The sequence below is a fragment of the Fimbriimonadaceae bacterium genome (assembly GCA_019454125.1).
Classification (GTDB): Bacteria; Armatimonadota; Fimbriimonadia; order Fimbriimonadales; family Fimbriimonadaceae; genus JALHNM01.
In genome coordinates, this window is the sequence record CP075365.1 from 561,811 (window position 1) to 585,225 (window position 23,415).

General features: G+C 63.0%; 17 protein-coding genes and 1 tRNA gene. 14 read left to right on the forward strand and 4 right to left on the reverse strand.

The window, feature by feature from the left end:
* Positions 1-2: 2 nt before the first annotated feature.
* From KF733_02825 to KF733_02835, 3 genes are all read right to left on the reverse strand, one after another.
* Positions 3-2,987, reverse strand: coding sequence for a 4Fe-4S dicluster domain-containing protein (locus tag KF733_02825; GenBank protein QYK57153.1), 2,985 nt, complete (start codon positions 2,985-2,987; stop codon positions 3-5).
* Between the two features lie 139 nt (positions 2,988-3,126).
* Positions 3,127-3,876 carry a cytochrome c3 family protein gene (locus tag KF733_02830; GenBank protein ID QYK56418.1) on the reverse strand — a complete coding sequence of 250 codons (750 nt, stop codon included), beginning with the start codon at positions 3,874-3,876 and terminating at the stop codon, positions 3,127-3,129.
* 17 nt (positions 3,877-3,893) lie between these two features.
* Positions 3,894-5,822, reverse strand: a complete 1,929-nt coding sequence (locus KF733_02835) for a heme o synthase (protein ID QYK56419.1) — start codon at positions 5,820-5,822, stop codon at positions 3,894-3,896.
* Between the two features lie 319 nt (positions 5,823-6,141).
* Between KF733_02835 and KF733_02840 the strand changes: the two genes are divergently transcribed.
* Together KF733_02840 and KF733_02845 are read left to right on the forward strand one after the other, a co-directional pair.
* Positions 6,142-6,879 carry a glycosyltransferase family 2 protein gene (locus KF733_02840; GenBank protein QYK56420.1) on the forward strand — a complete coding sequence of 246 codons (738 nt, stop codon included), beginning with the start codon at positions 6,142-6,144 and terminating at the stop codon, positions 6,877-6,879.
* The gene (locus KF733_02845) at positions 6,869-7,603 is read left to right on the forward strand and encodes a methyltransferase domain-containing protein (protein QYK56421.1); all 735 of its coding nucleotides are present in this window, start codon (positions 6,869-6,871) and stop codon (positions 7,601-7,603) included. Before KF733_02840 ends, KF733_02845 begins: the two co-directional genes overlap by 11 nt.
* Before the next feature lie 221 nt (positions 7,604-7,824).
* On the opposite strand, the gene KF733_02850 is transcribed toward KF733_02845, so the two are convergent.
* The gene (locus KF733_02850) at positions 7,825-8,442 is read right to left on the reverse strand and encodes a GNAT family N-acetyltransferase (protein ID QYK56422.1); all 618 of its coding nucleotides are present in this window, start codon (positions 8,440-8,442) and stop codon (positions 7,825-7,827) included.
* 44 nt (positions 8,443-8,486) lie between these two features.
* On the opposite strand from KF733_02850, the gene KF733_02855 reads away from it, so the two are divergent.
* From KF733_02855 to KF733_02910, 12 genes are all read left to right on the forward strand, one after another.
* Complete coding sequence (locus KF733_02855; GenBank protein ID QYK56423.1) at positions 8,487-11,222, forward strand: hypothetical protein; 2,736 nt, start codon at positions 8,487-8,489, stop codon at positions 11,220-11,222.
* Between the two features lie 185 nt (positions 11,223-11,407).
* Positions 11,408-12,199 carry a menaquinone biosynthesis protein gene (locus KF733_02860; GenBank protein ID QYK56424.1) on the forward strand — a complete coding sequence of 264 codons (792 nt, stop codon included), beginning with the start codon at positions 11,408-11,410 and terminating at the stop codon, positions 12,197-12,199.
* Positions 12,200-12,256: 57 nt separating this feature from the next.
* A complete protein-coding gene (locus KF733_02865) occupies positions 12,257-13,495 on the forward strand; it encodes an MFS transporter (GenBank protein ID QYK56425.1) in 1,239 nt (412 codons plus the stop codon).
* A gap of 29 nt (positions 13,496-13,524) precedes the next feature.
* Positions 13,525-13,600 (forward strand) — tRNA-Ala (locus tag KF733_02870).
* 668 nt (positions 13,601-14,268) lie between these two features.
* Positions 14,269-15,954 (forward strand): hypothetical protein, encoded by a 1,686-nt coding sequence (locus KF733_02875; GenBank protein QYK56426.1) that lies wholly within the window; start codon positions 14,269-14,271, stop codon positions 15,952-15,954.
* A 152-nt stretch (positions 15,955-16,106) separates the two neighbouring features.
* Complete coding sequence (locus KF733_02880) at positions 16,107-16,919, forward strand: DUF2231 domain-containing protein (GenBank protein QYK56427.1); 813 nt, start codon at positions 16,107-16,109, stop codon at positions 16,917-16,919.
* 14 nt (positions 16,920-16,933) lie between these two features.
* The gene (locus KF733_02885; GenBank protein ID QYK56428.1) at positions 16,934-17,443 is read left to right on the forward strand and encodes a hypothetical protein; all 510 of its coding nucleotides are present in this window, start codon (positions 16,934-16,936) and stop codon (positions 17,441-17,443) included.
* Positions 17,444-17,627: 184 nt separating this feature from the next.
* Positions 17,628-17,912 carry a cupredoxin domain-containing protein gene (locus KF733_02890; protein ID QYK56429.1) on the forward strand — a complete coding sequence of 95 codons (285 nt, stop codon included), beginning with the start codon at positions 17,628-17,630 and terminating at the stop codon, positions 17,910-17,912.
* Positions 17,913-17,932: 20 nt separating this feature from the next.
* Positions 17,933-18,418, forward strand: coding sequence for a hypothetical protein (locus KF733_02895; protein ID QYK56430.1), 486 nt, complete (start codon positions 17,933-17,935; stop codon positions 18,416-18,418).
* Between the two features lie 74 nt (positions 18,419-18,492).
* Positions 18,493-20,061: a hypothetical protein gene (locus tag KF733_02900; GenBank protein ID QYK56431.1), complete on the forward strand. Its 1,569-nt coding sequence runs from the start codon at positions 18,493-18,495 to the stop codon at positions 20,059-20,061.
* A gap of 32 nt (positions 20,062-20,093) precedes the next feature.
* Positions 20,094-20,831, forward strand: coding sequence for a hypothetical protein (locus KF733_02905; GenBank protein QYK56432.1), 738 nt, complete (start codon positions 20,094-20,096; stop codon positions 20,829-20,831).
* Positions 20,832-20,839: 8 nt separating this feature from the next.
* Positions 20,840-23,245 (forward strand): heavy metal translocating P-type ATPase, encoded by a 2,406-nt coding sequence (locus KF733_02910; protein ID QYK56433.1) that lies wholly within the window; start codon positions 20,840-20,842, stop codon positions 23,243-23,245.
* Positions 23,246-23,415: the final 170 nt, after the last annotated feature.

The window sequence follows — 23,415 nt, forward strand, 5'->3', positions numbered from 1 at the left end:
GGTTAGGCTTCCAGCTCCGGATGGGGGTTGTTGACGCGGCCCAGGTGGGTGACGCGCGGACGGGTGTTCAAGTAGCCGAGCAACGAATAGTTGCGCGGGTTCTGCCGGTGCTTGCTCACCAGGGCGTCGCGGTCGCCCTTGTTGCCGAAGACGATCGCCCCGGTCGGGCACGCCTGCTGGCAGGCGGTGCGGACCTCGCCGTCCTGGATCTTGCGCCCGTGCTTCTTGGCGTCGATGCGCGCCTCGTTGATCCGGTGCACGCACATCGTGCACTTCTCCATCACGCCGCGTCCCCGCACGGTGACGTTCGGGTTCTGGGCGAGCTGCAGCACCGGCACCTTCTCAGGCTTCTCTTGGTAGAAGAGGAAGTTGAAGCGGCGCACCTTGTACGGGCAGTTGTTGCTGCAGTACCGGGTGCCGACGCACCGGTTATAAACCATTTGGTTGATGCCTTCGTGGCTGTGCGTCGTCGCGGCCACGGGGCACACCGGCTCGCACGGGGCCAGTTCGCACTGGACGCACGTCACGGGTTGCAGCGCGATTGCCGGATCGTCCGGGTTAAACTCGCCGTGCCTGTTCGGCATGTAGTACCGGTCGATGCGGATCCAGTGCATCTCGCGGCCCTTTTGGACCTGCTCCTTGCCGACGACCGGGATGTTGTTCTCGGCCTGGCACGCGGTGACGCAGGCGTTGCATCCCGTGCAAAGGTTCAGGTCGATCGTCATCGCCCACTGGTAGTTGGTGGACTCGTCGTAGAACTCCTGCGGCGGGATGAAGATGCTCTCGTGCTTCTCCGTGCCCCCGTGCTCCTTGCCGTGCGCCTCCTCTTTGCCGTGCCCGTCCTCGCCGTGGGATTCCCCATGGCCTCCCGCGTGGGAGCCGAAGGTCGGCGAACTCATGACGTCCGGCTTCTGCAAGAGCATGGCCAAGCTGGTCTTCCGGATCACGTCGCGGTTGCTGTCGACGTCCGTGACCTCGAGCATGTTGTGGAACTGCGCGTTCGCCAAGGCGTAGGTGCCGTCCGCGTGCTCGACTTGTGCGCCGATCACGAGGTTCGGCGCTGCCGTGGTACGGAGCACCATGGCATCGAAGCCGCCGCCGTGCCGCTCGTCTGCCGCGGTCCCGATCTGACCGGCCTTTGTACGGCCGTAACCCATGCGCACGACGACGGTCTCGTCGGCCATGCCCATGTTCACGTAGACCGCGCCCTCAAGCGTCTGGCCGTTCGCGCTGATGCGCGCCCGCCTTCGCGGGCCGTAGTAGGGAAGCGTGCCAAGGTAGCGGTCCACCTGGGTGACCCCCAGCCGCTGGGCCAGTGCCGGCCCCATTTCGATCGCGTTGTCCCAGGTGAGGTCCGTCAGCGGCTTGGGCAGTTCTTGCAGCCAGCCGACGTTTGAATAGCGGCCGTCGTAGACGGTCGGGTCCGGCAGGACGAGCAAGTCGATCCCCCCGCCCGCGCCAGGCTCGCCGAGGCCCGCCAGGAGGTTCGGCACGAGCGAGACCGCCACGGGCGCGCCCCCTCGCTGTTCCATGGCGCCGATCGCCAGGAGTTCGGCCCAAGCGTCCTCGCGTGTGTCCGCCGCCGCTCCGCTCCGCTCGGTCCAAGTCTGGCGCACCATCGCCAGGCCGTCTTGGACGCGCCCGAGCAGGGCTGCGAGCAGCTCCACGGGAGACCGCGAGTCGTAAAGCGGCATGATGAGCGGTTGGCCCACCGAATAGGTGTGGTCGAAGGCGACGCCGTCGCCCCACGCCTCGAGGAAGTGGCTGCAGGGAAGCTGCCACCGGCACGCCGCCGAAGTCTCGTTGTCGTAGAGCGAGAGGTGCGCGGTCAGCTTGGCCTTGCCCAGCAGCTCCTTAAAGTTCAGGTCTGCCGGGGCGTCGTAGACAGGGTTGCCTTCCAGGACGAGGAGGAACTTGATCTGGCCCGAGCTCAGCTTCGTCGCAAGGTCGCGGATGTCCGCCATGTTGCTGGTCGGCTTCGCCATGACGGGCGTCTTCGGTTCCAGGGTCGTCCCGATATTGCCGAGGTGCGAGTTGATCGCGTTGACCACGGCGTGGACGGCGGCGGAGCAGTGCGTCCCTGCCGTGACGATGCTCGCCCCCCGGTTTGCCAGGAGGTCGGCGGCCATCGCGTTAAGGGCCTTTTCATCGAGCCCTTCCACGGGCGAGGCGCCCGCCCCGGGCACGCCGACCTTCGCGGCTAGGGCCTTGACGGCGGCCAGTGTCCGGCTGGGCCGCACGCGGTAGCGGTGGTCGGCCATCGCGCCGAAAAGGGTGGGGACCGCCTCCAGTGCGTAGAGCCGGCTCATCTCGCGCGTCGTCCCGTCGACGAACCGGTTCGCGGCCAGGTCGCGCTGGTAGCGCACCGGCGCCGGGCCGTCGAGGATGATGTCCGCGTCGATGCCGACGACGACCTTTGCGAGGTCGAAGCGCGGCACAAGCTCCACGTTCGTGCCGAAGGCGAGCATCGCGCCCTCCCGCACGTTGTCCCGGTTCACCGGTTCGTACTGGTGCCAGGTCGCGTTGGGATATTGGGCGAGGAAGTCTTGGATGAGCCCGGCCAGAGTCGGCGAGCTGACGTTCGGGGTGAGGATGGCGATGCCGTTCGCGCCGCTTTCGCCCACGTTGGCGAGCGTGTTGCGCGCCTCGATCAAGAACGCCTCCCACGTGCCGAAGTCGCCCAACAGCGTCGGCGACTGCAGCCGGTCGGGGTCGTAGAGGACGGCGATCTCGGCGATCGTCCGCGAGTCGATCGCCCCCAGGCTGGCCGGGTGCTTCGGGTTGCCTTCCAGCTTCACGGGGCGGCCGTCGTAGCTGCGGGCGAGCACGCCCATGGCATAACCGCCACGCGTCGCGGTGGTCGCGAAGTACTGGTCGAGACCGGTGGCGTACTCCCTGTGCCCGAGCACCTGCGGCACGATCTTGCGCTGCGGCTCGATGCGGCATCCGGTGGCCAGGCCCGCCATGGCGACGACGCCCGCGGCCATCTTCAGGACGGAGCGGCGGTCGACCTGGAGGAGCGTCTCCCGGTAGGGGAACTCGTCCTCGGCTGTGCGCCGGGCCGGGTCTGGGTCGACCGTCTGTTCAAAACCCTTGACCAGTTTGGGCTCCTTGCCGAAGTCGGGGTTAGTGGTGGCAGACATAGCAATCCCTTAGTTGAGTCATGTTGATGCCGCGGTCCTTCATCAGCCGCACTCCTTCGTGCACCTTGTCCGCCGGGACGACCTGGGGAAGCCCTTTGGCGAGGTTGCGTTCGATGTCGGTCAGCTGGTCGCCGGCGGCGAGCTTGCGATAGAGCTGGAAGACCTGCTCCCGGGGCGACGCGCCCTCGGCGAGGGTGGCGTCCGCATAGAGGTACTTCTGCGGTTCCTGGTGGCACTCCAAGCACCAGGCCATGCGGAACGCCTGGCCCTTCCAGGTGATCGGCATGTCGTTCACGGCCCCGTGGCAGTTGTTGCAGCTCACGCCCCGGTTGATGTGGATGGAGTGGTTGAAGTAGACGAAGTCCGGGACCGCGTTCACCTTGTTCCACTGGATCGCGGTGCCCGTCTCGTAGCTCTTGCGCACCGCTTCCAAGTTCGGGCTGTTCGTCCAGATCTGGCTGTGGCACGTCATGCACACGTCGGTCGACGGGACTCCCGCGTTCGGCGAGTCTTCGACGCTGAGGTGGCAAAAGCGGCAGTCGATGCCGAGCTCGTAGGCGTGGTGCTTGTGGCTGAAGGGGGCGGGCTGGTCCAAGGGGACGGTCACGCCCGTGTTCGCGGGGGAGTTCGTGATCCCCGACCCCGTGAACATCAGCAAAAAGGGAAGCGCCGCCCCTCCGAAGAGGCTCGCCGTCGCGATCGTATTGGTCGCCGGTCCGAATATCTGTGCCATAGGTTAGTCCCCCCGCCTCAGGCGGGCCACCTCGCCGCTTGGTCGACGGCGACGACGATAAAGAAGAGGGCGAGGTACGCCATGCTGAATTTGAACAAGGCCCGCGCGTGGGGCCGGTCGGTGTGCAGGAAGAGCCGAAGGCTTTGGGCGAGCAACCCCAGGTTGAGCAAGACAGAACCGGCCAGGTAGGTCAGCCCTGCCTGGCCCTGGACGAACGGCACGACGCACACCAGCGAGGTTAGCACGGCATAGATGCCGATTTGTTCGGCCGTGACCCGCTCGCCCTTCACAACGGGCAGCATTGGGACCCCAGCCCGGGCGTAATCGTCCTTCAGGAGCAGGGCCAGCGCCCAAAAGTGCACCGGCGTCCACGTGAAGATCACCGCGAAGAGCGTCCAAGCGAGCGGAGAGAGCGCGCCCGAGACTGCCGCGTAGCCGACCAGCGGGGGGAACGCGCCGGCCGCGCCCCCGATCACGATGTTGTGCCAAGTCCGGCGCTTGAGCCAAAGCGTGTAGACGAAGACGTAGCAAAGGAGGCCGCACAAGGCGAGGGCCGCGGAGAGCAGGTTCGCCCCCGACCAGAGCACCGCGAACGCCACCGTCATCGTGACCCAGGCGAAGGCCTGTGCCTGGCGCTTGCCGATGCGGTGGGTGACGGTCGGCCGCTTCGCCGTCCGCTCCATGGCGAGGTCGAGGTCTTCCTCGACGGACATGTTGAAGGCGTTCGCGGCCCCTGCCATCAGGTAGCCGCCGATCGAGACCGCCAGGATGAGCCAGCCGCCGGGCCAGCCACGCGCGGCGACGATCATCGCGGCGACGGTCGTAAAGAGCAGAAGGCTCACGACGCGCGGCTTCGTCAACGCGACATAGTCTTTCGCCAGGGCCATGTAGCCCCCTCCGCCCGCCGCGACGGCAGGGGCCTCGGCGCGAAGGCTGCTGGCCTCGCCCACCTGCGCCGCAGGCACGAGCGCGTGGGCGGCGAGCATCGTCAAAGTGAGCCAGTTCCCGATCGCCAGGGCCAAGTGGGCCAGCTGCATCCCGACCGGAGCGCTCATCAAGAGGTTGGCCAGCCCGAAGACGAACTGGAAGAGGAAAAGGCCGACCGTCGCCCTCGCCCAGAACCGCACCTCGGGCCGCGGGCGCTGCTCCACGACAAGGCCGCACGCCCAAACAATGAGCAGGCCCACCGAGGTGGCGATCAGCGGGTGGACGACGCCGCCCCGCAGCAGCGGGTGGGCGCCTTCGCCAACGTGCAGCATCAGGCGCTGCACGAGCGTGCTCGCCCCTTTCAATTCGTGCTCGAAGGCGGTTCGGCCCATGGCGGAGATCGCCCCCGTCATGCCCAGCGCGACCATCCCGCCCGCGGCCCAGCGCAAGGCGCCTGCGACCTGGCCCTGCCCCTTCCAAGCCCACTTCTGCCCGCCCGCGCTCCAATAGGCGCAGAGCGCGAGGGCAGCGAACAGCACGAGGTTGTTCACGAGGTGCAGCGGCATCGTCACCGCGCGCCCCGCCGAGGCGTCGTTCGTCACCCAGCGGAAGAGCACGAGCAGTGCGCCGATCAGCGCCGAGACGAACGAGGTGCCCAAAGCGACGCCCGCCGCCTTCCAAACGTGGCCATCGGAGCGGAACGCCCGGTAAGCCCAGACCGTCAGTCCGGCCAGGCCGAGGATAAGCAGGCCGCTCGAGACGCGGTGGGTGAACTCGACCGCCATCTTCGCTGTCGGCGCCAACGGCAAAACCTGCCCGTCGCAAAGCGGCCAGCTCGCGCCGCACCCGTCGCCGGAAAGCGAGGCCCGCACGAACGCGCCGAAGACGGCCACGGCGGCCGAATAGGCGAGAAGGATCCAAGCGGCGAGCGTGAACGGACGGCTAGACGCGCGTGAAGAAGGCGCAGTATCGGACGGGGGAGTCACCGCCACCCCTCTGTGGCCGCCGTCGCTAGTCATCGGACGCATCAGAATAGCCGGATGGTCCGCGCCAATGTCAACTCTACAAGGCCCCGGCAGCGACAAACAGTAGGAAAGTCCTCATTCCTTATACGCTTTGTTATGCCACAGAAGAGAAACGAAAATGAGTAAAGATCGGCGCCACGTCGTGCCCAGAACAGCCTGGTTTTCGTGCTGATTGTCCTTTCAGTAATGAATGAAACTTCCCTCTTTCGCGCACGGCCGACCAAGGCCAGGGCCCGGAAAGATCGAGTTTGAAACTTAGTGGTTTCCGAGTTCCGGGCATAGGTCGGACGGCAGTGTTGGTAGACTTTACCGCTTGGCCCCCGTCGAACTGAGCGTGGTGATACCGGCCTATAACGAGGAAGCCCGGATCAGCCCGACCCTTGCGCGCACGTACGAGTACCTGCAGGGTCTGGACGTGCCGTTCGAGGTCATCGTCGTGAGCGACGGGAGCACCGACGGCACCGCGGCCGCAGTGGAGGAGTTCGCGCGCGACCATGCGGAAGTCCGCCTCCATGCCTACCTGCCCAACCGGGGGAAGGGGTTCGCCGTGCGCTCGGGGATCCTGCTTTCGGAGGGGGCCCTGATCCTCTTCACCGACGCCGACCTCGCCACCCCGATCGAGGAGTACGAGAAGCTGCACGCGGAGATCGGCGGCGCGGACATCGCCATCGGTAGCCGCCCCCTGCGCGAGAGCAACCTGGAGATCCGCCAACCTTGGTACAGGGAAATGCTCGGACGCGCGTTCAACGTCGCCGTCCAGCTCTTGGCCGTGAAGGGGATCAAGGACACCCAGTGCGGGTTCAAGCTCTTCCGCCGGGACGTGGCCCGGGACGTCTTCTCCCGTTGCGAGATCGATGGGTTCGGGTTCGACTTCGAAGCCCTCGTGATCGCCCACGACCTCGGGTACCGGATCGCCGAGGTGCCGATCCGCTGGCGGCACCAAGAAGGGTCGAAGGTCGTCCTCATGCGGGACGGCCCCAAGATGCTGGGCGAGCTCGTCCGGCTCCGCATGGCCGGGAAAAAAAGACGGTTGGCGCTGCGTGCAGAGTGAGGAGTACGACAAGCTCTTCCGGTTAGAGGAAGGCTATTGGTGGTTCGTCGGGCGCCGCCGCCTTGCCCGCCGCCTCTTGCACGCCGCGAACCCACGGCCCGACCGGGTGCTCGACCTCGGTTGCGGGACGGGGGCTGGCTTGGCCGAGCTTTCCGAAAGCGTCGTCTCGGTCGGGCTGGACCCCTGGCCACCGGCCCTGGGCTACTGCCGACGGCGCGGGCTCTCCCGCCTCGTGCGCGGCGACGGTTCCGCCCTGCCCTTCGCCTCCGGCTCCTTCGACGGGGTCGTCGCCCTGGACGTCTACGAGCACATTCGCGACGACCGGGCCGCCCTTGCCGAGACGTGGCGTGTCTTGCGCCCCGGCGGGGTCGTCGTCCTGTCCGTGCCGGCCTTCCGGTTCCTGTGGGGGCCGCACGACGTCGCCCTGCACCACTTTCGCCGGTACCGCGCGTCCGAGGTGCGGGCGCGGCTGGAGGGCGCGGGCTTCCAGGTGGAACGCCTCTCCTATGCCGTCTTCTTCCTCTTTCCGTTGGTGCTGGCGTCCCGCGTCCTCGAACGGTTCCGCCCCGGCCCTCCGCGGGCCTCGCTCCCGCCCGTCCCGAAGGCGCTGAACCGCGTGCTCGCCCGACACTTAGAGTACGAGGCCAGGCTGACGGTGGAGAAGGGATTGCGCCTGCCCTGGGGCAGCAGCGTCGTCGCGGTGGGACGAAAACCCTCGGCCTGAACCCCCGCCGGGCGTTCTAGACCAATAAGGATGCAAGACCCCAACAACCCCAGTCCCGCCCGCCCGGAACCCAATCCGGACCCCACCGCTCCCGGCGCCCCGACCCCGCAGCCCCATCCGGGGCCGCCCCATGAGCCGCCGCCGAGCGTCCCGGAGATTCCGGCGGAACCAAACCCCCAGCCTAAACCGGATCCGAACCCGGACCCCACGAGGCCGGGCGGCTAGCGGCGCTTCCGGTAAAGGAGCGTCTCGACCCCGTAGTACTTCTGCGTGGTGCCGAGGCACTCCATGCCGAGCCGTTCCATCACGCGGACGGAGCGCTCGTTGTCCAGTTTCGTCACGGCATAGACCTCGGCCAGGGCGGGCTGGGTCGCGAAGGCGTGCTCCAGCAGGGCTTGGGAGGCCTCCGTTGCGAACCCCTGGCCCCAGAACTCCTGGGCGAAGTGCCAACCGATCTCGTAGTCGCCCGTGCCGTTATCCTCCCCGTCCGGCAGTTCGCGGAAGATGACCGCGCCGATCACTCTGCCGTCCGAGAGCCGTTCGACGGCCAGGTAGCAGCTCCCGTCCCGGAGCCCCGCGTTCACAGCCGATCGCGCCTCCAGCACCTCCCGTTGTTCCTCGCGCGAGCCGATCACCCGGCGCCCGTCGCCGAGCCATCGCATCACCTCGGGGTCTGAATAGATCGCGAAGGCTGCTTCCACGTCCTCTCTCTCGCGGGGACGCCACTCTCGCAGTCGCAGACGGCTCGTCTCGGGCCAGGCCACCGCCGCAATGTACCGCGTGCTCGGAGCCTTGCGGAATTGCCGGGTTTCCAGCCTTGAACTGCGATAGGGCGGCATTCTTGCGTCAGACTGGGACTGAGCGCCTGCGCTCGAGCTTGGTTATGCGCTTACTCCCCCTCCTCGCTTTGGTCTTCTCGACGACCTTCGCCTTTGGTGACTGGCACCACGCGGTCGCCCACACCCTCGCCACCGACCGGCAGCCGACCCTCAGCAAGGAGCGGAGCGCCGTCTTGGCCGTCGCCCAGAGGAGCATCGCCCGCCTGAGCGAAGGGGGGACGGTGCCGGAGAACGCCCTCGCCAGGGCCCTGGAACAGAAGCAGGCCCTCATGGAGGCGCAAGGGAACACCATCGCGCTCAGCCCCGCAACCTGGGCCTACTTCGGCCCCGGCAACATCGGCGGCCGCATCCGTGCGATCATCGTCCACCCGACGAACACCAACGTCATGTGGCTGGGTTCGGTCGGAGGCGGCATCTGGAAGACCACGAACTCGGGCGGCACCTGGCGGGCCATCGACGACTTCCTTCCCGCGCTCGGCATCGGGTGCATGGCGATCGACCCGCTGAACCCGGACGTCCTCTACGCGGGCACCGGCGAAGGGTTCTTTGAAACGGAAGACGGCTCCTCGAACACGGCCGCGCTCCGCGGCGCCGGGATCTATAAGAGCGTGGACGCAGGCGAGACTTGGCAACAGCTCACCTCCACCATCGGCCCGGACTTTTACAACGTCACCCGCCTCGCCGTCGACCCCGCGCAGACGAGCGTCATCGTCGCCGCCACAACGAGCGGCATCTATCGGTCCACCGATGCGGGCTCGACCTGGTCGAAGAGGCTCGACGGACACGTCTACGACGTCAAGGCGAACCCGAACAACCGGGACGAAATGGTCGCGGGCGTGCACGACAGCCCGGGGGTGTTCTGGTCGAACGACGGCGGCGCCACCTGGACGGCGGCCACCGGCATCAGCGGCTTCCACCGGTGCGAAGTCGCCTGGTCGAAGAGCTCTCCCGGCACGGTCTATGCCGGTGCCAGCACGACCGGGGAGCGGATCCTGGTCTATCGCTCCACCAATTCCGGCCGGACCTGGACGCGCCAAACCTCGGGCAACGGCATCAGCACCTATGAAGCCTACAACTCCGTGATCTGGGTCGACCCCACCAACGCCAACAACCTCGTGGTCGGGGGCGTCTATGTCTACCGCAGCACGAACGCGGGCGTCACCCTCACCCAGGCGTTCAACAACATGCACCCGGACTTCCACGTCCTCACCCAAGACCCGAACTTCGACGGGGTCAACAACCGCCGCCTCTACTTCGGCCACGACGGCGGCATCTCCGTCGCCACCAACTACGCGGGCACGGCTTACACCGACCTCAACAACAACCTCGGCATCACCCAGTTCTATGGCGTGGCCGTCAACGACGCCTCCGGCGTCATCGTCGCCGGCGCCCAGGACAACGGCACCCAACGCTACACCGGCAACATCAATGGTTGGAGCGACAGGATCGGCGGAGACGGCATCTTTTGCGCCAGCGACCCGACCGACCCGAACACGTTCTACGGCGGCTACTACTACAACCGCATCTTCCGCTCCAGCAACGCTGGTTCCAGCTTCAGCGACATCAGTTCCGGCATTACCGACCGTGACGCGGCGACGAACTCGAACTTCATCGCCTATTTCACGCTCGACCCGAACAACCCGAACCGGATGCTGGCCTGCGGCCGCAGCCTCTGGCGTTCGAACAGCGTCAAAGGCACCCCGAACTGGGCCGCCATCAAGGCGCCGATCGCGGCAGGCCCCGAACCCGTCTTCAGGGACAGGGCCAACGCCCACATGAACCCGAACCCGCCTTATCTCATCTCCACCTGCACCATCGCCAAGGGCAATTCGGACGTGGTCTGGGTCGGGCACAACAACGGCCAGCTCTACAAGACCACCAACGGCACCCAGACTAGCCCGACTTGGACGCGGATGGACACGAACGGCACTCTGCCCGGCCGCTGGGTCGGCCGCATCGTCATCGACCCCAACGACGTGAACCGCGTCTATGTCGCCTACATGGGCTGGGAGGCCGACAACGTGTGGAAGACCCTCGACGGGGGCCAGACCTGGACTCCCGCGGTGGGGACCGGCGCCCGCCGCCTGCCGTCCGCGCCGGTCTCGGCCTTCGCGGTCGACCCGTTGCGGGCTGGACGCCTCTTCGCCGGCACCGACATCGGCGTCTTCACGAGCTGGGACGACGGCCAGACCTGGTCGGTCTCGACCCAAGGGCCGGGCACCGTCGCGATCGACGAACTTGTCTGGCGAAACAGCACCACCCTGATGGCCGCCACCCACGGGCGCGGCATCTGGCAGGCCGTCGTGACCCCCTCGGTCACCCAGGCGACGCCGGCAAGCTTCAACTTGGTCCGCGGCTTCCTGCTCGGCGGGGGCCTGGCCGAGCTCGGCGCGAGCGACGACACCTATCTGACCGTCCGCAGAGGGATCGTGGTCAACCAGAACGAGTCGCCGATCAACGTCGAGTTCGCCGCGACCGCGCCGCAGACCGTGGCCCAGTCGATCGAAGTGACGGTGGAGGCAGCGGTCTCGACCAACGGCCTCCGCCAGACCATCCAGGCGTTCGACTTCGACGCCAGCGCGTGGGTGGACGTCGATTCGCGCAACGCCTCGACCACCGACCTCGTGACCACGGTTCAGCTGCCGGGTTCGGTCTCCCGCTTCATCGGGCCGAACGACCGCGCGGTCAGGCTCAGGGTGGCCTTCAAGCAGAACGGCCCCGTCGCGCAGGCGAACTGGCAGGCCCGGTTCGACCTCGTGCGCTGGGCCGTCAGCGAATAGCTCACTGCCCTGGTGACGAGGGCGTTGGCACGGCTGTGGCACGGCTGTGGCACGGCTACGGCACGGGTGGAGCCCTGCCAAGCCCGGCCCTTGGCAGGGGCCGGGCGGGCGAAGGGTGCCCACCAGCCGTGCCCTCGCATAGGGCTGGCGGTGCCTTGCCCGTCCCTCTCTCGTATGTAACGGACGTGGCCTACCGCGTCGGCTCCGTGCCGTTCCTCAATGCCCGACCGCTTGTTTGGGGGCTGGAAGGGGTGGAGGTCGTCTATCGGGTGCCTTCCGCCCTGCCTCCGCTGCTGGATTCGGGCGAGGCGCAGGCGATCTTGGTGTCTTCGGTCGACGCCCTGGTCAAGCCGGACCGCCAGTTTGTGGAAGGCGCGTCGATCTCGACCCACGGCGAGGTGCGCAGCGTGGTCCTCTTCAGCAACGTCCCGTTCGACCGGATCGGGCGCCTGGCCCTCGACGCAAGTTCCATGACGAGCAACCTGCTGGCGAGGCTCGTCCTCCTGGAGCAGTTCGGGTGCGAGCCAGGGATCGAGCCGATGGAGCCCGACGGCGACGCCATGCTCGCGGCGGCGGACGCCTGCGTCCTCATAGGCGACAAGGGCCTGACCTATCCCCGCGACGGGCGCTACTCGCTTGACCTTGGCCGGGCTTGGTCGGACGCCACCGGCCTGCCCTTTGTGTGGGCGTTCTGGGTCGGGGGCGGCGCCTTGGAGAGCGGCCTTGCGGAGCGGCTGGTCGCGGCGGCGCGCGCCGGTGCGGCGGATCCTGCGGCGGTGGTCTCCGCTGCGCCCTTGCCCCCCGGGGTGGACGACCGCCTCGCCCATCGTTACCTCGGCGAGACCTTCGACTATGGATGGAGCCCGGCCCACGACCGGGCTTTGGCCGAGTTCGGCGCACGGCTCGCCAAGCACGGGCTCGTCGAGCACGTCCACGCCCCCGCCGCGGTCCGCCCGGAACTCACCCTCGCCACCTGAAAACCCGTGGCTTGACCGTAGCCGGTCCAGCTACGATCTGGGTACCGTACAGAGTTCATGCGCAGAGCGGGAAGCGGGCAAGGAAGCCCGGCGCTGGCCCTGGTCGCCGCTGCCCTCGGCTACTTCGTCGACGTCTACGACATTTGGCTTTACAGCGTCCTGCGCGTGCCGAGCCTCAAAGGGCTGGGGTTCACCGACCCCGACCAGATCAAATCGATCGGCGAAATGCTGCTCAACTGGCAGATGGCGGGGTTCATCCTTGGGGCGGTCGGCTTCGGGATCCTGAGCGACAAGCGGGGCCGGCTCACGGTGCTCTTCGGCTCGATCCTCGTCTATTCGCTCGCCAACATCGCCAATGGCTTCGTCCACGACGTGCCCCTCTATGCGGTCTGCCGCTTCTTCGCCGGCTTCGGTCTGGCGGGGGAACTGGGTGCGGGCATCGCCTTGGTGAGCGAGCTCGTCCACAAGACCGCGCGGGGATGGGCGACGACCATGGTCGCGACGATGGGCGTGGCCGGCTCTGTCGCGGCGGCTCTGTTCGCTTCGGCGTTCGACTGGCGGGTCGGCTACTTCGTCGGCGGCGGGATGGGGCTGGGGCTGCTCCTCCTGCGCCTCAGCGTGTTCGAATCGGGCATGTTCGAGAAGGTCGCCGCCGACCCCACCGTGCGGCGCGGGGACTTCGGGGCGCTCTTCCGGAGCCGCGAGGCGTTCTCGCGCTACCTGGCCACGATCCTGAGCGGGGCGCCCGTGTGGTTCTTCGCGGGGCTCTTCATGACCTTCAGCCCCGAGCTCCAGAAGGGCCTCGGCATCGCCGATCCGCACACCGCGGCGGAAGTGATCATGATCAGCGCCATCGGCCTGACCCTGGGCGACGTGTTCTTCGGCAGCCTCAGCCAGATCTGGCGTAGCCGTAAGAAGGCGTTCTATGCCGCCTTTGTCGTCATGACCCTGGCCATCGCCGCGATCTTCCTGGTCGCCCGCGACCGCCAGACATTCTTCTGGCTCATGTTCGTCGCGGGGCTCGGGGCGGGCTATTGGGCCGTCTTCGTCACCACGTCCGGCGAGACGTTCGGCACAAACCTGCGGGGGACGGTGGCGGTCACCGCGCCCAGCTTCGTCCGGGGCTTGGTCATCCCGCTGACTCTGGGGCGCAACGCGCTCGTCGGCTCGCTCGGCCTGCTGGGGGCGACGGCGGCCACGGGGCTGCTCGTGCTCGGGCTCGCGGTCTGGGCGGTGGCCCGGCTCCCGGAGACCTATGCCCGAGAGCTCGACTTTGTCGAGCAACCCAGCGCATAACCCCCGCTTGGGTACCATAAACGCTCTTTGGGGATGTAGCTCAGCTGGGAGAGCGCTGCAATCGCACTGCAGAGGTCGTGGGTTCGAATCCCATCATCTCCACCAAGTTCAATCGAATCTAAGTTGGTTCCTACGATTGGTTCCTAAAACAAACTCGGCCAGTTTCCAGTTCTATCTCGGGCGAGGGATTCCAGCCCGGAACGGGAAGGCATCTACGGACGTTATAATTAGCGTGATGCGAACGCATAGGACCTGGATAAATATGGTCTCAATGCTCGCGCTGCTGATGGGCTTAGTTCCCACGAGCGCGATAGCTTCGCTGTTCGCTTCAAGTTGCAGCATGACCTGTTGCGTCGGGAAGCAGACGCATATAATGGCCGATCCGGTCTGCCTCAAGGTGTGCGAGGCGGAGATGGGACACAAGTCAAAACCGGCGGCTTCGATTCAAGACAAGCAGTCCGACGACTGCAAGTGCAGCTTGAGTTCGGCCCCGACCACGCCACGACCTGACGAGGCAGCTCCAGCAGCTTCTGGCCTTCAGATTCATCAGATGGTTGCGGATATTCCTGCTGAAAAGAAAGTCGTAGTGGTTGCATCCGAGCCAGAATCACCAGGAATCTTCGGCACGGATTCAGGTCCGCCAGCTTCCAGGCCCAACTACGTCTCCCTTGGCCGCGCTCCTCCTGTGCTCCTTGCTTAACAGCCTGCCTGCCCGATCGGTATGCAGGGTTCGTCGTTGACGCAAGTCCCCAATTCACAGCACAGGAAATTCAATGTTAAACACGATCATCGCCCTCGCGGCGGTGGCACTCGGTCAAGGCTCGGCACTCAAATGCCCGGTCATGGGCAGTGCCGTCGCGGCCAACTCGCCCGTTGTCGAATACAACGGCTCACGCTATCAGTTCTGCTGCGCAGGCTGTGACGCGAACTTCGCCAAGTCCCCGGAAGCGTTTCTGAAGACTCAGCGTTCCGCCAAGAACACGGTTGGAGTCTTTCTCTTTGACCCAGTCAGCCGTCTGCGACTCGATATGGACAAAGCCAAGGCAACGGCAGACTTTGATTCGGTCCGCTATCCCTTCCAATCGGAAGAGAACAAAACGGCATTCTTGGCAAACCCCAAGAAGTTCGCAACCGTACCGGCCAAGGAAGCGCTGTATTGCCCGGTTGGTAAGGAGGCCGTACCTTCCTATTCCAAGTCAAGCGACTACGTTGACCACAACGGCGTGCGTTGGTACATGTGTTGCGCCGGATGCGGCGGGCCTTTCGAGAAGGATCCGAAGAAGTATCTCTTCGCGGGAATCGAAAAGAACGTTCAAGTCGCCAAAGCGATCAAGCAAGACGCTTCGCATCATCCTGCGACCTCCGACGTCAAGGTTGTGACCAAGGTGAAGTTCGGCAAATACGAGGCTGTGCTTCGTGTTCCCGAGGAAGGGCTATTCGCCCAAGAGGAAGTCGATGTGGAGTTCCGCGTGGTCGATACAACCGCCAAGGACCCAGTGGAAGAAGGGTTCAAGGGAGTGGGGGCGATCGAAGCGACCGCCGTCATGACCATGCCGAGCATGGCGGGGATGCCAGAAGCCAAGCCCGAAGTGCACCGCGAAGGCGTGCCCGGCGACTACGGGGTCGTCCTTTTCTTTCCGCATGGTGGCGACTACAAGATCGCCCTGACGCTCAACATTCCGGGCCAGGGAAAGCACGATATCGCGTTCTTAGTGGACGTGAAAGACGAGCGCCCGGCCAGCTTGTCAAAGCCGCAGCCATACCAACTCAAAGTTGTCGATGGGCCCGTTCATGCAATGGCCGGCCAACCGAGCAACCTGAAGTTGCAGGTCGTCGACACGAAGACCGGAAAGGTTCAGAGCGCCTTCGACGTCGCTCATGAGAAGCAGTTCCACCTGCTGCTTGCCAGCAAGGACCTTAACTGGTTCCTTCACGAGCACCCAGAGATGGCAAAGGACGGCACGTGGTCGATTCCGATTACGTTTCCCGCCGGAGGGGATTACTGGGTGTATGGCGATGTGGCTCCGAGCGGCAAGGGATCGCGAGTGCTTATCGCGAAGGTCAGCGTCCACGGCGACAAGCCGACGTGGGATACCAAATTGAACCTCACGACCACGGCCGTGGACGGAGGTCTTAAGGGCGAGCTTGTGACTCGCAATATACAGGTCGGTCGCAAGACCACCTTGATGGTCAAGCTCACCGACGAGAAGACCGGCCAAGCAGCCGGAGATACCGTCAAGTGGCTTGGAGCGGCAGGTCACATGATGATCTTCCATCAAGACGGTCAGACGGTCGTCCATAGCCACCCGGCCGAGGACGAAGAAAATGAAGCGCAGGTGAACCAGGGCATGATCCACTTTACGGGCCGGTTCCCCAAGCCTGGACTCTACAAGGTCTATGCCCAGTTCGATTGGCGCGGCGCGGTTCGAACGCTCGGCTTCGCCATCGAGGTGAAGTAAGTGGCCGTCGCCGGAACCGTGTTGCTCGTCGCGGCAGCCGTTGGCCTCTACGCGTGGTTGATCTTGCGCCGTCTGGGCGTAGGCCAGCCTGGCGGCAAGCCCGATTGCGGATGCGGTTCTGGCAAAGCCTGCAAGACCAAGAAGGTGCACCCGTGAGAGCGATTTCTGTCCTGGTTGCTGGGTTGTTTGCCGCAGCCGCGATCGCTACTCCCGAACAAATGGAAGCCTTCCACACGGCTTTGCGGTTGAAAGAATCCTTCAGGCTTTACAAGGCTGAGTGCATGTCATGCCATACCAAACCGCCCGAGCACAACGCCTTTGGAAAGGATGTTAAGTCAGCCCTCAAAGCTGGTGGAAAGGATCTCGTCACGCTTGAATTGATCCGGTCGTTGGATGCCAAGGATTCGGATGGAGATGGATGGCCCAACGGAGAGGAAATCAAGCAAGACTTCCTTCCGGGCGATCCCAAGAGCCACCCCGCCGGAATGCCTCCGAAGGCCACCAATCACGAGGGGATGATGGGCGCGAACATGGACAATCCATCAGGCAAGGAGCAGAGCCTGCTCGACCGATACGTCCCCAAACACTCCTTCCATCCGCTGATCATCCACTTCCCAATTGCCCTCTTCCTCTTTGGGGCAGGGCTGGAGGTCTTTGGGTGGCGGCGCAAAGATCCAACGATGCGAAAGGCGGGTTGGTGGGCGCTTCTCTTCGGCGCGCTTAGTACCGCCATTGCCATACCCACCGGCCTGATGGTGTTTCTCCGTAGCGGGTTCCAGTGGCAAGGAACCGCGCTCATTCACTCCATTCTCGCCGTCACTGCGACTCTTCTCATGGCTGCAACCGTGATTTGGAGACGCAAGGGGGCGCACGAATCCCTGTCCTACTTCACGCTTCTGGGCTTGGCCGCAATTGCCGTCGGGGCGGCCGGTCACTTTGGAGCACTGCTCGTCTACGGACCATAACCAAGGAAACAACTATGACCATCAAACTGCTCGAAACCCTGGCCTTCGCGACCATTGTTGGCTTCGCCCTAATCGGGTGCTCATCCAAAACAGACGCGGCAGCTAGCCAGGACACTTCCAAAACTACCGTCGCTACGACTATGCCCGAATATAAGGAGGCCGCAGAAGTCTGGGGCAGAGTCCTTGCCTGCAAAGCCAACTTCGACCACATTGTCGAGGAGAAGAACTGGAAGTCGGTCCATGAAGCTGCGTTCGCCATTCGCGACGAGGTGTTACTTCTGCCCGATGCCTCCAAGCCTCTGGGAGATCACCTCGTTAAGGTGAAGGAGCAGGTCAAGCAAGTCGGATCGCTCGCCGAGCAGCTTGACGCGGCGGGCGACGCGGGCAATGGCCCTAAGGTCGAATCGCTTGCCAAAGAAATGACTGAAACGCTTAACGGCATCGCCGCGCACTTCCCCGAAGGCGCACTCCCCAAAGAGGCCAGTCGAAAAGCAAACCTGCCCGCTGGCGATCACGACCACTAGGAATCGCAAACATGAAAACACAAATATCGATCCTGATCACGCTTCGGACTCTTTGCATTCCAATCAAGGTGAAGGAATGAGCATGAGACTATGCGTTTTCGTCGTAATCGCCACCATCCTCGGAATCGCCGCCAATGGTTGCTCAACCAAGGCCGAAACATCCCAGACGGAGAACCCAAAACCAATGACAAACACAACTGAAGAAATTCAAAAAGCCACCGTCACCATCGATGGAGGCAAATACACGCCGAACGTCATCACCGTCGACCGTGGCAAGCCCGTGGAGTTGACCTTCAAAGGCGGCCAGGAACTCGGCTGCGGAGGCACGGTCGTCTTCAAGTCCCTCAACCAATCCAAGGAGGTCGAATCCGGCAAGTCCGTGACGTTCGCCTTCACCCCGGACCAAGCCGGAGAGATCCCTTTCACCTGCGGCATGGAGATGTACGACGGCAAGGTTGTCGTCAAGTGAATACTCAAGGAAACAGAACTATGAACATCATCAACAGAATCTCGAAATCCCTCGCCCTGTTCGCCGTTATCGGCGCACTCGGCCTCTCTACGATCGCTTCGGCGCACGAAGGCGATTGCCCTTACTGCAAGATGAAGCTGGTCCAAAACACCAAAGAACAGGACAACGAAGTCGTCTTGAAAACGGGCAACAAGCGCATCGAATATCGGTGCATGTATTGCGTCATCAAGGATCAGGGCCGATACCAAAGCGACCTCATCGTTTACGCTCCCAGCGAGAAGGTCGGCGAGCCGGTCGTCCTCAAGCGCACGGGAGGAAAGTGGACCGCACCCGAAGGCACGGTCTTCCTCAACACCTTCAAGAAGCACGCCGATTGCGCCGCGTTGTCACGAGCGTTTAGCTCTAAGGCTGCCTTTGATGCCTATGTTGCGAAGCATAAAGTCGAAGGCGCAAAGGCGCTTACGCTCGCCGAGTTCATTGCAGCTGTCGCAAAACCTGCGAACTAGCTCTCCGTAACGTCCCGAGCATTGATTGCTCGGGACCCTACTCTAAACGTAACAAAACTATAGGAACGAAAACCATGAAAGCGAAGACAATACTTGGCTTAGCGCTTCTATTCGCCGTCTCGCTCGCGCAGGAAATGCCGGGCCACGATATGGCGGGGATGAAGAAGCAGACCGAGCTCCCGACAATGCCCGAGGACATGCCCGGATGGATAGGTTCTCCCGGAGCAGACCACCTCTTTTACAAAGCAGCCCCCTACAACTGGTCAATCAACCGTATCCCGAAGTTCGCGAAGGACATGTATGCGACCGGAGTGGGTCACGCTATGGCCTACGAAGCCCTGGTGCGGGGCGAAGCTCCAACGCTCGAAACCAAGACCTTCGACACGATCAACTGGGTGCTAAACAACCCGCCGCGAATTCCCGTGGACGAAGGCGCGATCTCACCAACATTCATGCGCCGCTACGGCTATTTGGAGAAGGTCTTCGACTGGGCACACATTCTCCACTTCCAGACGATCGACACGTTCACCTACCCAGGAATGACCGATGAACAGAAAGAAGCAGAGATCGAGCGGCTGTGGGCGTTCTACAGCGCCCAGCCCTATGCGATCACGGGGTTGCCCATGAATATGGATTACCTTGACAGCTTTCCGTATTCGATGAAGTTCCGCACCGACTACCCGAAGGTGAACGGCCTCTTCTGGGGCTACCACTGGCTACAGACCGTGAACTACGACATGCTGTACCGGGTTCCGGTGAGGGATCAAGCGCCTCAATACGAGGTGATGGGCGCGCGCTACCACGACGTCGAGCTTTACAAGACCGACCGAGACTTCATGCCGATGACGGCGGAGATGAGTCCGCGCTTCGCCAAACGATTTCCCCAAATTGCGAATGCGTTCGATAACCTCCACATGCTTCACGACAACGTGAACGACATTCTTGCTCAGCCGAACTTCACGGAAGCCCAAAAGCAAGAGCAGGTGAAGATTGCCATCTATCGCGTTCTCGCCACGACACACAAGGGCGAAACTGCGGGAGAAGGTGAGGGCAAAGAGAACACTCTCCACGATCACCGCCACCCGCCGAGCATGCCTGGAATGGGTTGGATGAAAGGAAGCGAAGACGACATCATGTGGATGTCCGGCATGGGCTGGATGGACATGAGCGTTTGTTCTCACTGCTCGATCCCAATGCCCGAAGGACCCTTTTGGGGAGCGACGGTTTCCGCCGAAGGGTGGACGATGATGGTTCGCTGCCTGATGTGCGCTCGCGACATGGCGGGAGAAACGCCGGGCCGCGCAATCATCCGAGCCGCCACCGAAGACCCAAATCGCTTGCTCGTCATGATTTCAGATGACGAGGGAAATCTTACGAGCAACATCAAGGAAGTGGTGTTCCTTGAGAAGATGGGCGAACATCCTGAATGCTCTGGTTGGTCGCGGGCGTTCACATCGCGAGCCGCATTCGACAAGTATGTTGCCGAGAACGCTGAGTTTAAGGACACGAAGCCGCTCAACCTCGAGGAGTGGAGCAAACTCAACAACGGAACGCCGGATACGTACCGCAAGATCGACAAACCAAACCCCTACAAACCTGATGGCAGGACGCCGCCGCCTACCTCCAGTGGGGGTCGATCATGAAAAGGTGCGCTTCCCTAATCGCCTTGGGTACTGTGCTCGTCAGCAGCGTGTTTGCCCAGAGCGACCACAACAACATCGACTCGGGCAGACCATTGCGCTTCGACGATGCCTTCTCGATCGCATTCCGAGAACGCGCACTCGAGTTTGGCTTGTCACTCGACACTTTCCGTCGCAGGACGGCAAACTACGGGTTCAAGGCCGAATACAAAGTTGGCTTCGCGAAAAATCAGGACATCGGGATCACGTTCGATCCTATCTACGATGGCACCGACCGAAGGTTCGATGCGGGCAACGTCGAAATCGCATATTTCAACGGCTTTCGGCGAGAAATCAACGATGCTCCGGCGCTTGCATACCGAATCGAGCTCGGGCTGCCAACCGGTAGAGGAGCAAGCGGGTTAGATGCCAAGTTTCGGGCTATTGCAACGCGGGCTCTGCGACAGTACGACAAGGTGCATCTCAACTTCGACGCGAACGTAGCAACAAATCCTGGACCGGGAGAACGCAACGTGGCGTTTGGCGTGATCCTGGGCTACACGAACCCTCTTGGCTATCCGAGGAAGTTCGATCAGACTATGATTGCAGAGTTCGCTGTACAGCAAAGCGGGAGCAAGGATGAGGGCTTCGTCGGATCTTTTGGAATCGGTTTGCGTCGTCAGCTCACTCCACAATCCGTATTCGACGTCGGCATTACGTCCGATATCTTCTCCACGAAGGGGGCAGAGCGAAGCTCGCTCAGGCTTGCCATCGGCTACTCGGTCGGCTTCTAATGGAAAGCGTGAACAAACAGCATATCGATCCAGTTTGCGGCATGTGGGTAAACCCCGATGATGCGGCTGGGTCGTTTGAGCACGCGGGGACGACGTACTATTTCTGCGGCAAGAGTTGCCTGGAGCGATTCAAGTCGAGCCCCGAGAAGTATCTGGCTCCGCAGCCCATCGAGGCAGCGCAGCCGCCGGATATGCAGGCCGACTACACCTGCCCCATGCATCCCGAGATCGTGCAGAAGGGTCCGGGCAGTTGCCCGAAGTGCGGTATGGCGCTGGAGCCGCTTCATCCCGTCGCGAAGGTCAGGAAGACGCAGTGGACCTGTCCGATGCATCCGCAAATCGTGCAGGACAAACCGGGCAGTTGCCCCATCTGCGGGATGGCGCTCGAACCGATGGAGGTAAGCCTCGACGACGAGAATCCTGAGCTTTCAGACATGTCGCGACGGTTCTGGATTTCGACCGTCCTCTCGATTCCGCTTCTATTGGCAGTGATGCCCCATCTGTTCGGATTCGACATCGCGCAGTGGATACCGCATGGGGTGCTTGGCTGGACGCAGTTTGCGGTTGCCACGCCGGTCGTGCTTTGGGGAGGGTGGCCGTTCTTCCAGCGCGGTTGGGCTTCGGTTGTCCATCGCAGCCCGAACATGTTTACGCTTATAGCGTTGGGAACGGGAGTGGCTTGGCTGTACAGCGTGGTCGGGGTAATCGCTCCCCAAGTGTTTCCGCCTTCGTTCCGCAACCAGATGGGCGGCGTGGACCTGTATTTTGAGGCGGCAGCGGTCATCACGACCCTCGTCTTGCTGGGGCAGGTTTTAGAACTTCGCGCCAGGAGCGCGACGAGCAGCGCCATTCGGGCTCTACTCGATCTTGCACCCAAGCAGGCACGGGTGGTGCGAGATGGAAAGGAAGAGGACATCCCTCTAGAACATGTCCATATCGGTGACGCGTTGCGAGTGCGCCCAGGGGAGAAAATTCCAGTAGATGGGGTCGTAATCGAGGGGCGCAGTTCGGTGGACGAATCCATGATCACGGGCGAACCGATGCCGGTGCAGAAGACGGAAGGCGATAGAGTGACGGGTGCTACAGTGAACGGAACCGGGAGCTTTGTTCTGCGGGCCGAGCGGGTTGGAAGCGAAACCCTGCTTGCCCAGATTGTGAAGATGGTGAGCGAGGCGCAACGATCGCGGGCTCCGATCCAAAAACTGGCCGACACAGTGTCAGGCATTTTCGTGCCGATAGTGGTGCTGGTCGCGATCATTTCCTTTGTCGTCTGGGCGATGTTCGGACCCGCGCCTGCAATGGCGTATGCGGTCATCAATGCGGTAGCGGTGCTGATTATCGCCTGCCCTTGCGCACTGGGTTTAGCGACTCCGATGTCGATCATGGTCGGAACCGGACGCGGTGCACAGGCAGGTGTTCTCATAAAGAATGCGGAGTCTTTGGAAGCGTTCGAGAAAGTGGATACGCTAGTGGTCGACAAGACGGGCACACTCACGGAGGGCAAACCCAAACTCATCGCTGTCCAAGCTTTCGGCGATACGTCCGAGGAACAACTTCTCCAGATCGCGGGCGGACTAGAGCAAGGCAGCGAACATCCTCTGGCAGCCGCGATCCTTGCTGGGCTCAAGGAGCGCAACATCGAGCCAAGCGCCGTGACAGACTTCACGTCCGTCACGGGCAAAGGTGTGCGAGGCAAATCGGGCTTACACGATGTCGCCTTTGGGAATCTCGCACTGATGGAGGCTGTCGAGGCAAAAGTTGGAGATGTGGCCGCAAAAGCGGAGGCCATGCGATCCGAGGGCCAGACCGTCATGTTCGTTGCTGCTGGGACGACGATCATCGGTCTGATCGGCGTCGCAGACCCTATCAAGACAACAGCATCTGAAGCCTTAATAGCCTTGCACGACGAGAAGATTCGCGTCGTCATGGTCACGGGCGACAGCAAGACCACGGCGCAGGCCGTAGCCACAAAACTCGGCATCGACGAAGTCCATGCAGACGTTTTGCCCGAAGGCAAGATTGAGATCATCAAGCGACTCCAATCGGAGGGGCGGTTCGTTGCGATGGCAGGTGACGGGATCAACGACGCCCCTGCTCTTGCTCAAGCTCAGGTTGGAATCGCAATGGGAACTGGCACCGACGTGGCAATGGAAAGCGCTGGAATCACCCTCCTCAAAGGCGATCTGACGGGACTGGTTCGGGCGAGAAGACTCAGCCGTGCGACAATGAGCAACATCCGCCAGAACCTCTTCTTTGCGTTTATCTACAACGTGGCAGGGGTGCCAATCGCCGCTGGAGTGCTGTACCCCTTCACCGGACTTCTCCTGAGTCCCATGATCGCGGCTCTAGCCATGAGCTTGAGTTCCGTTTCGGTGATCGCCAATGCGCTGAGGCTGCGGAGCGCACGACTCTAGAGTCGAATCGTTGGAGATTCACGAGGTATCTCGTGTGAGACCACTGCAACGTGCAACTGCAGTGGTCGATTAGGTTCAAAAATGACTGCTTTTTGCGAGCTTTGGAGTTGATCGGGCCATCGCACTGCAGAGGTCGTGGGTTCGAATCCCATCATCTCCACCAAGTTCAA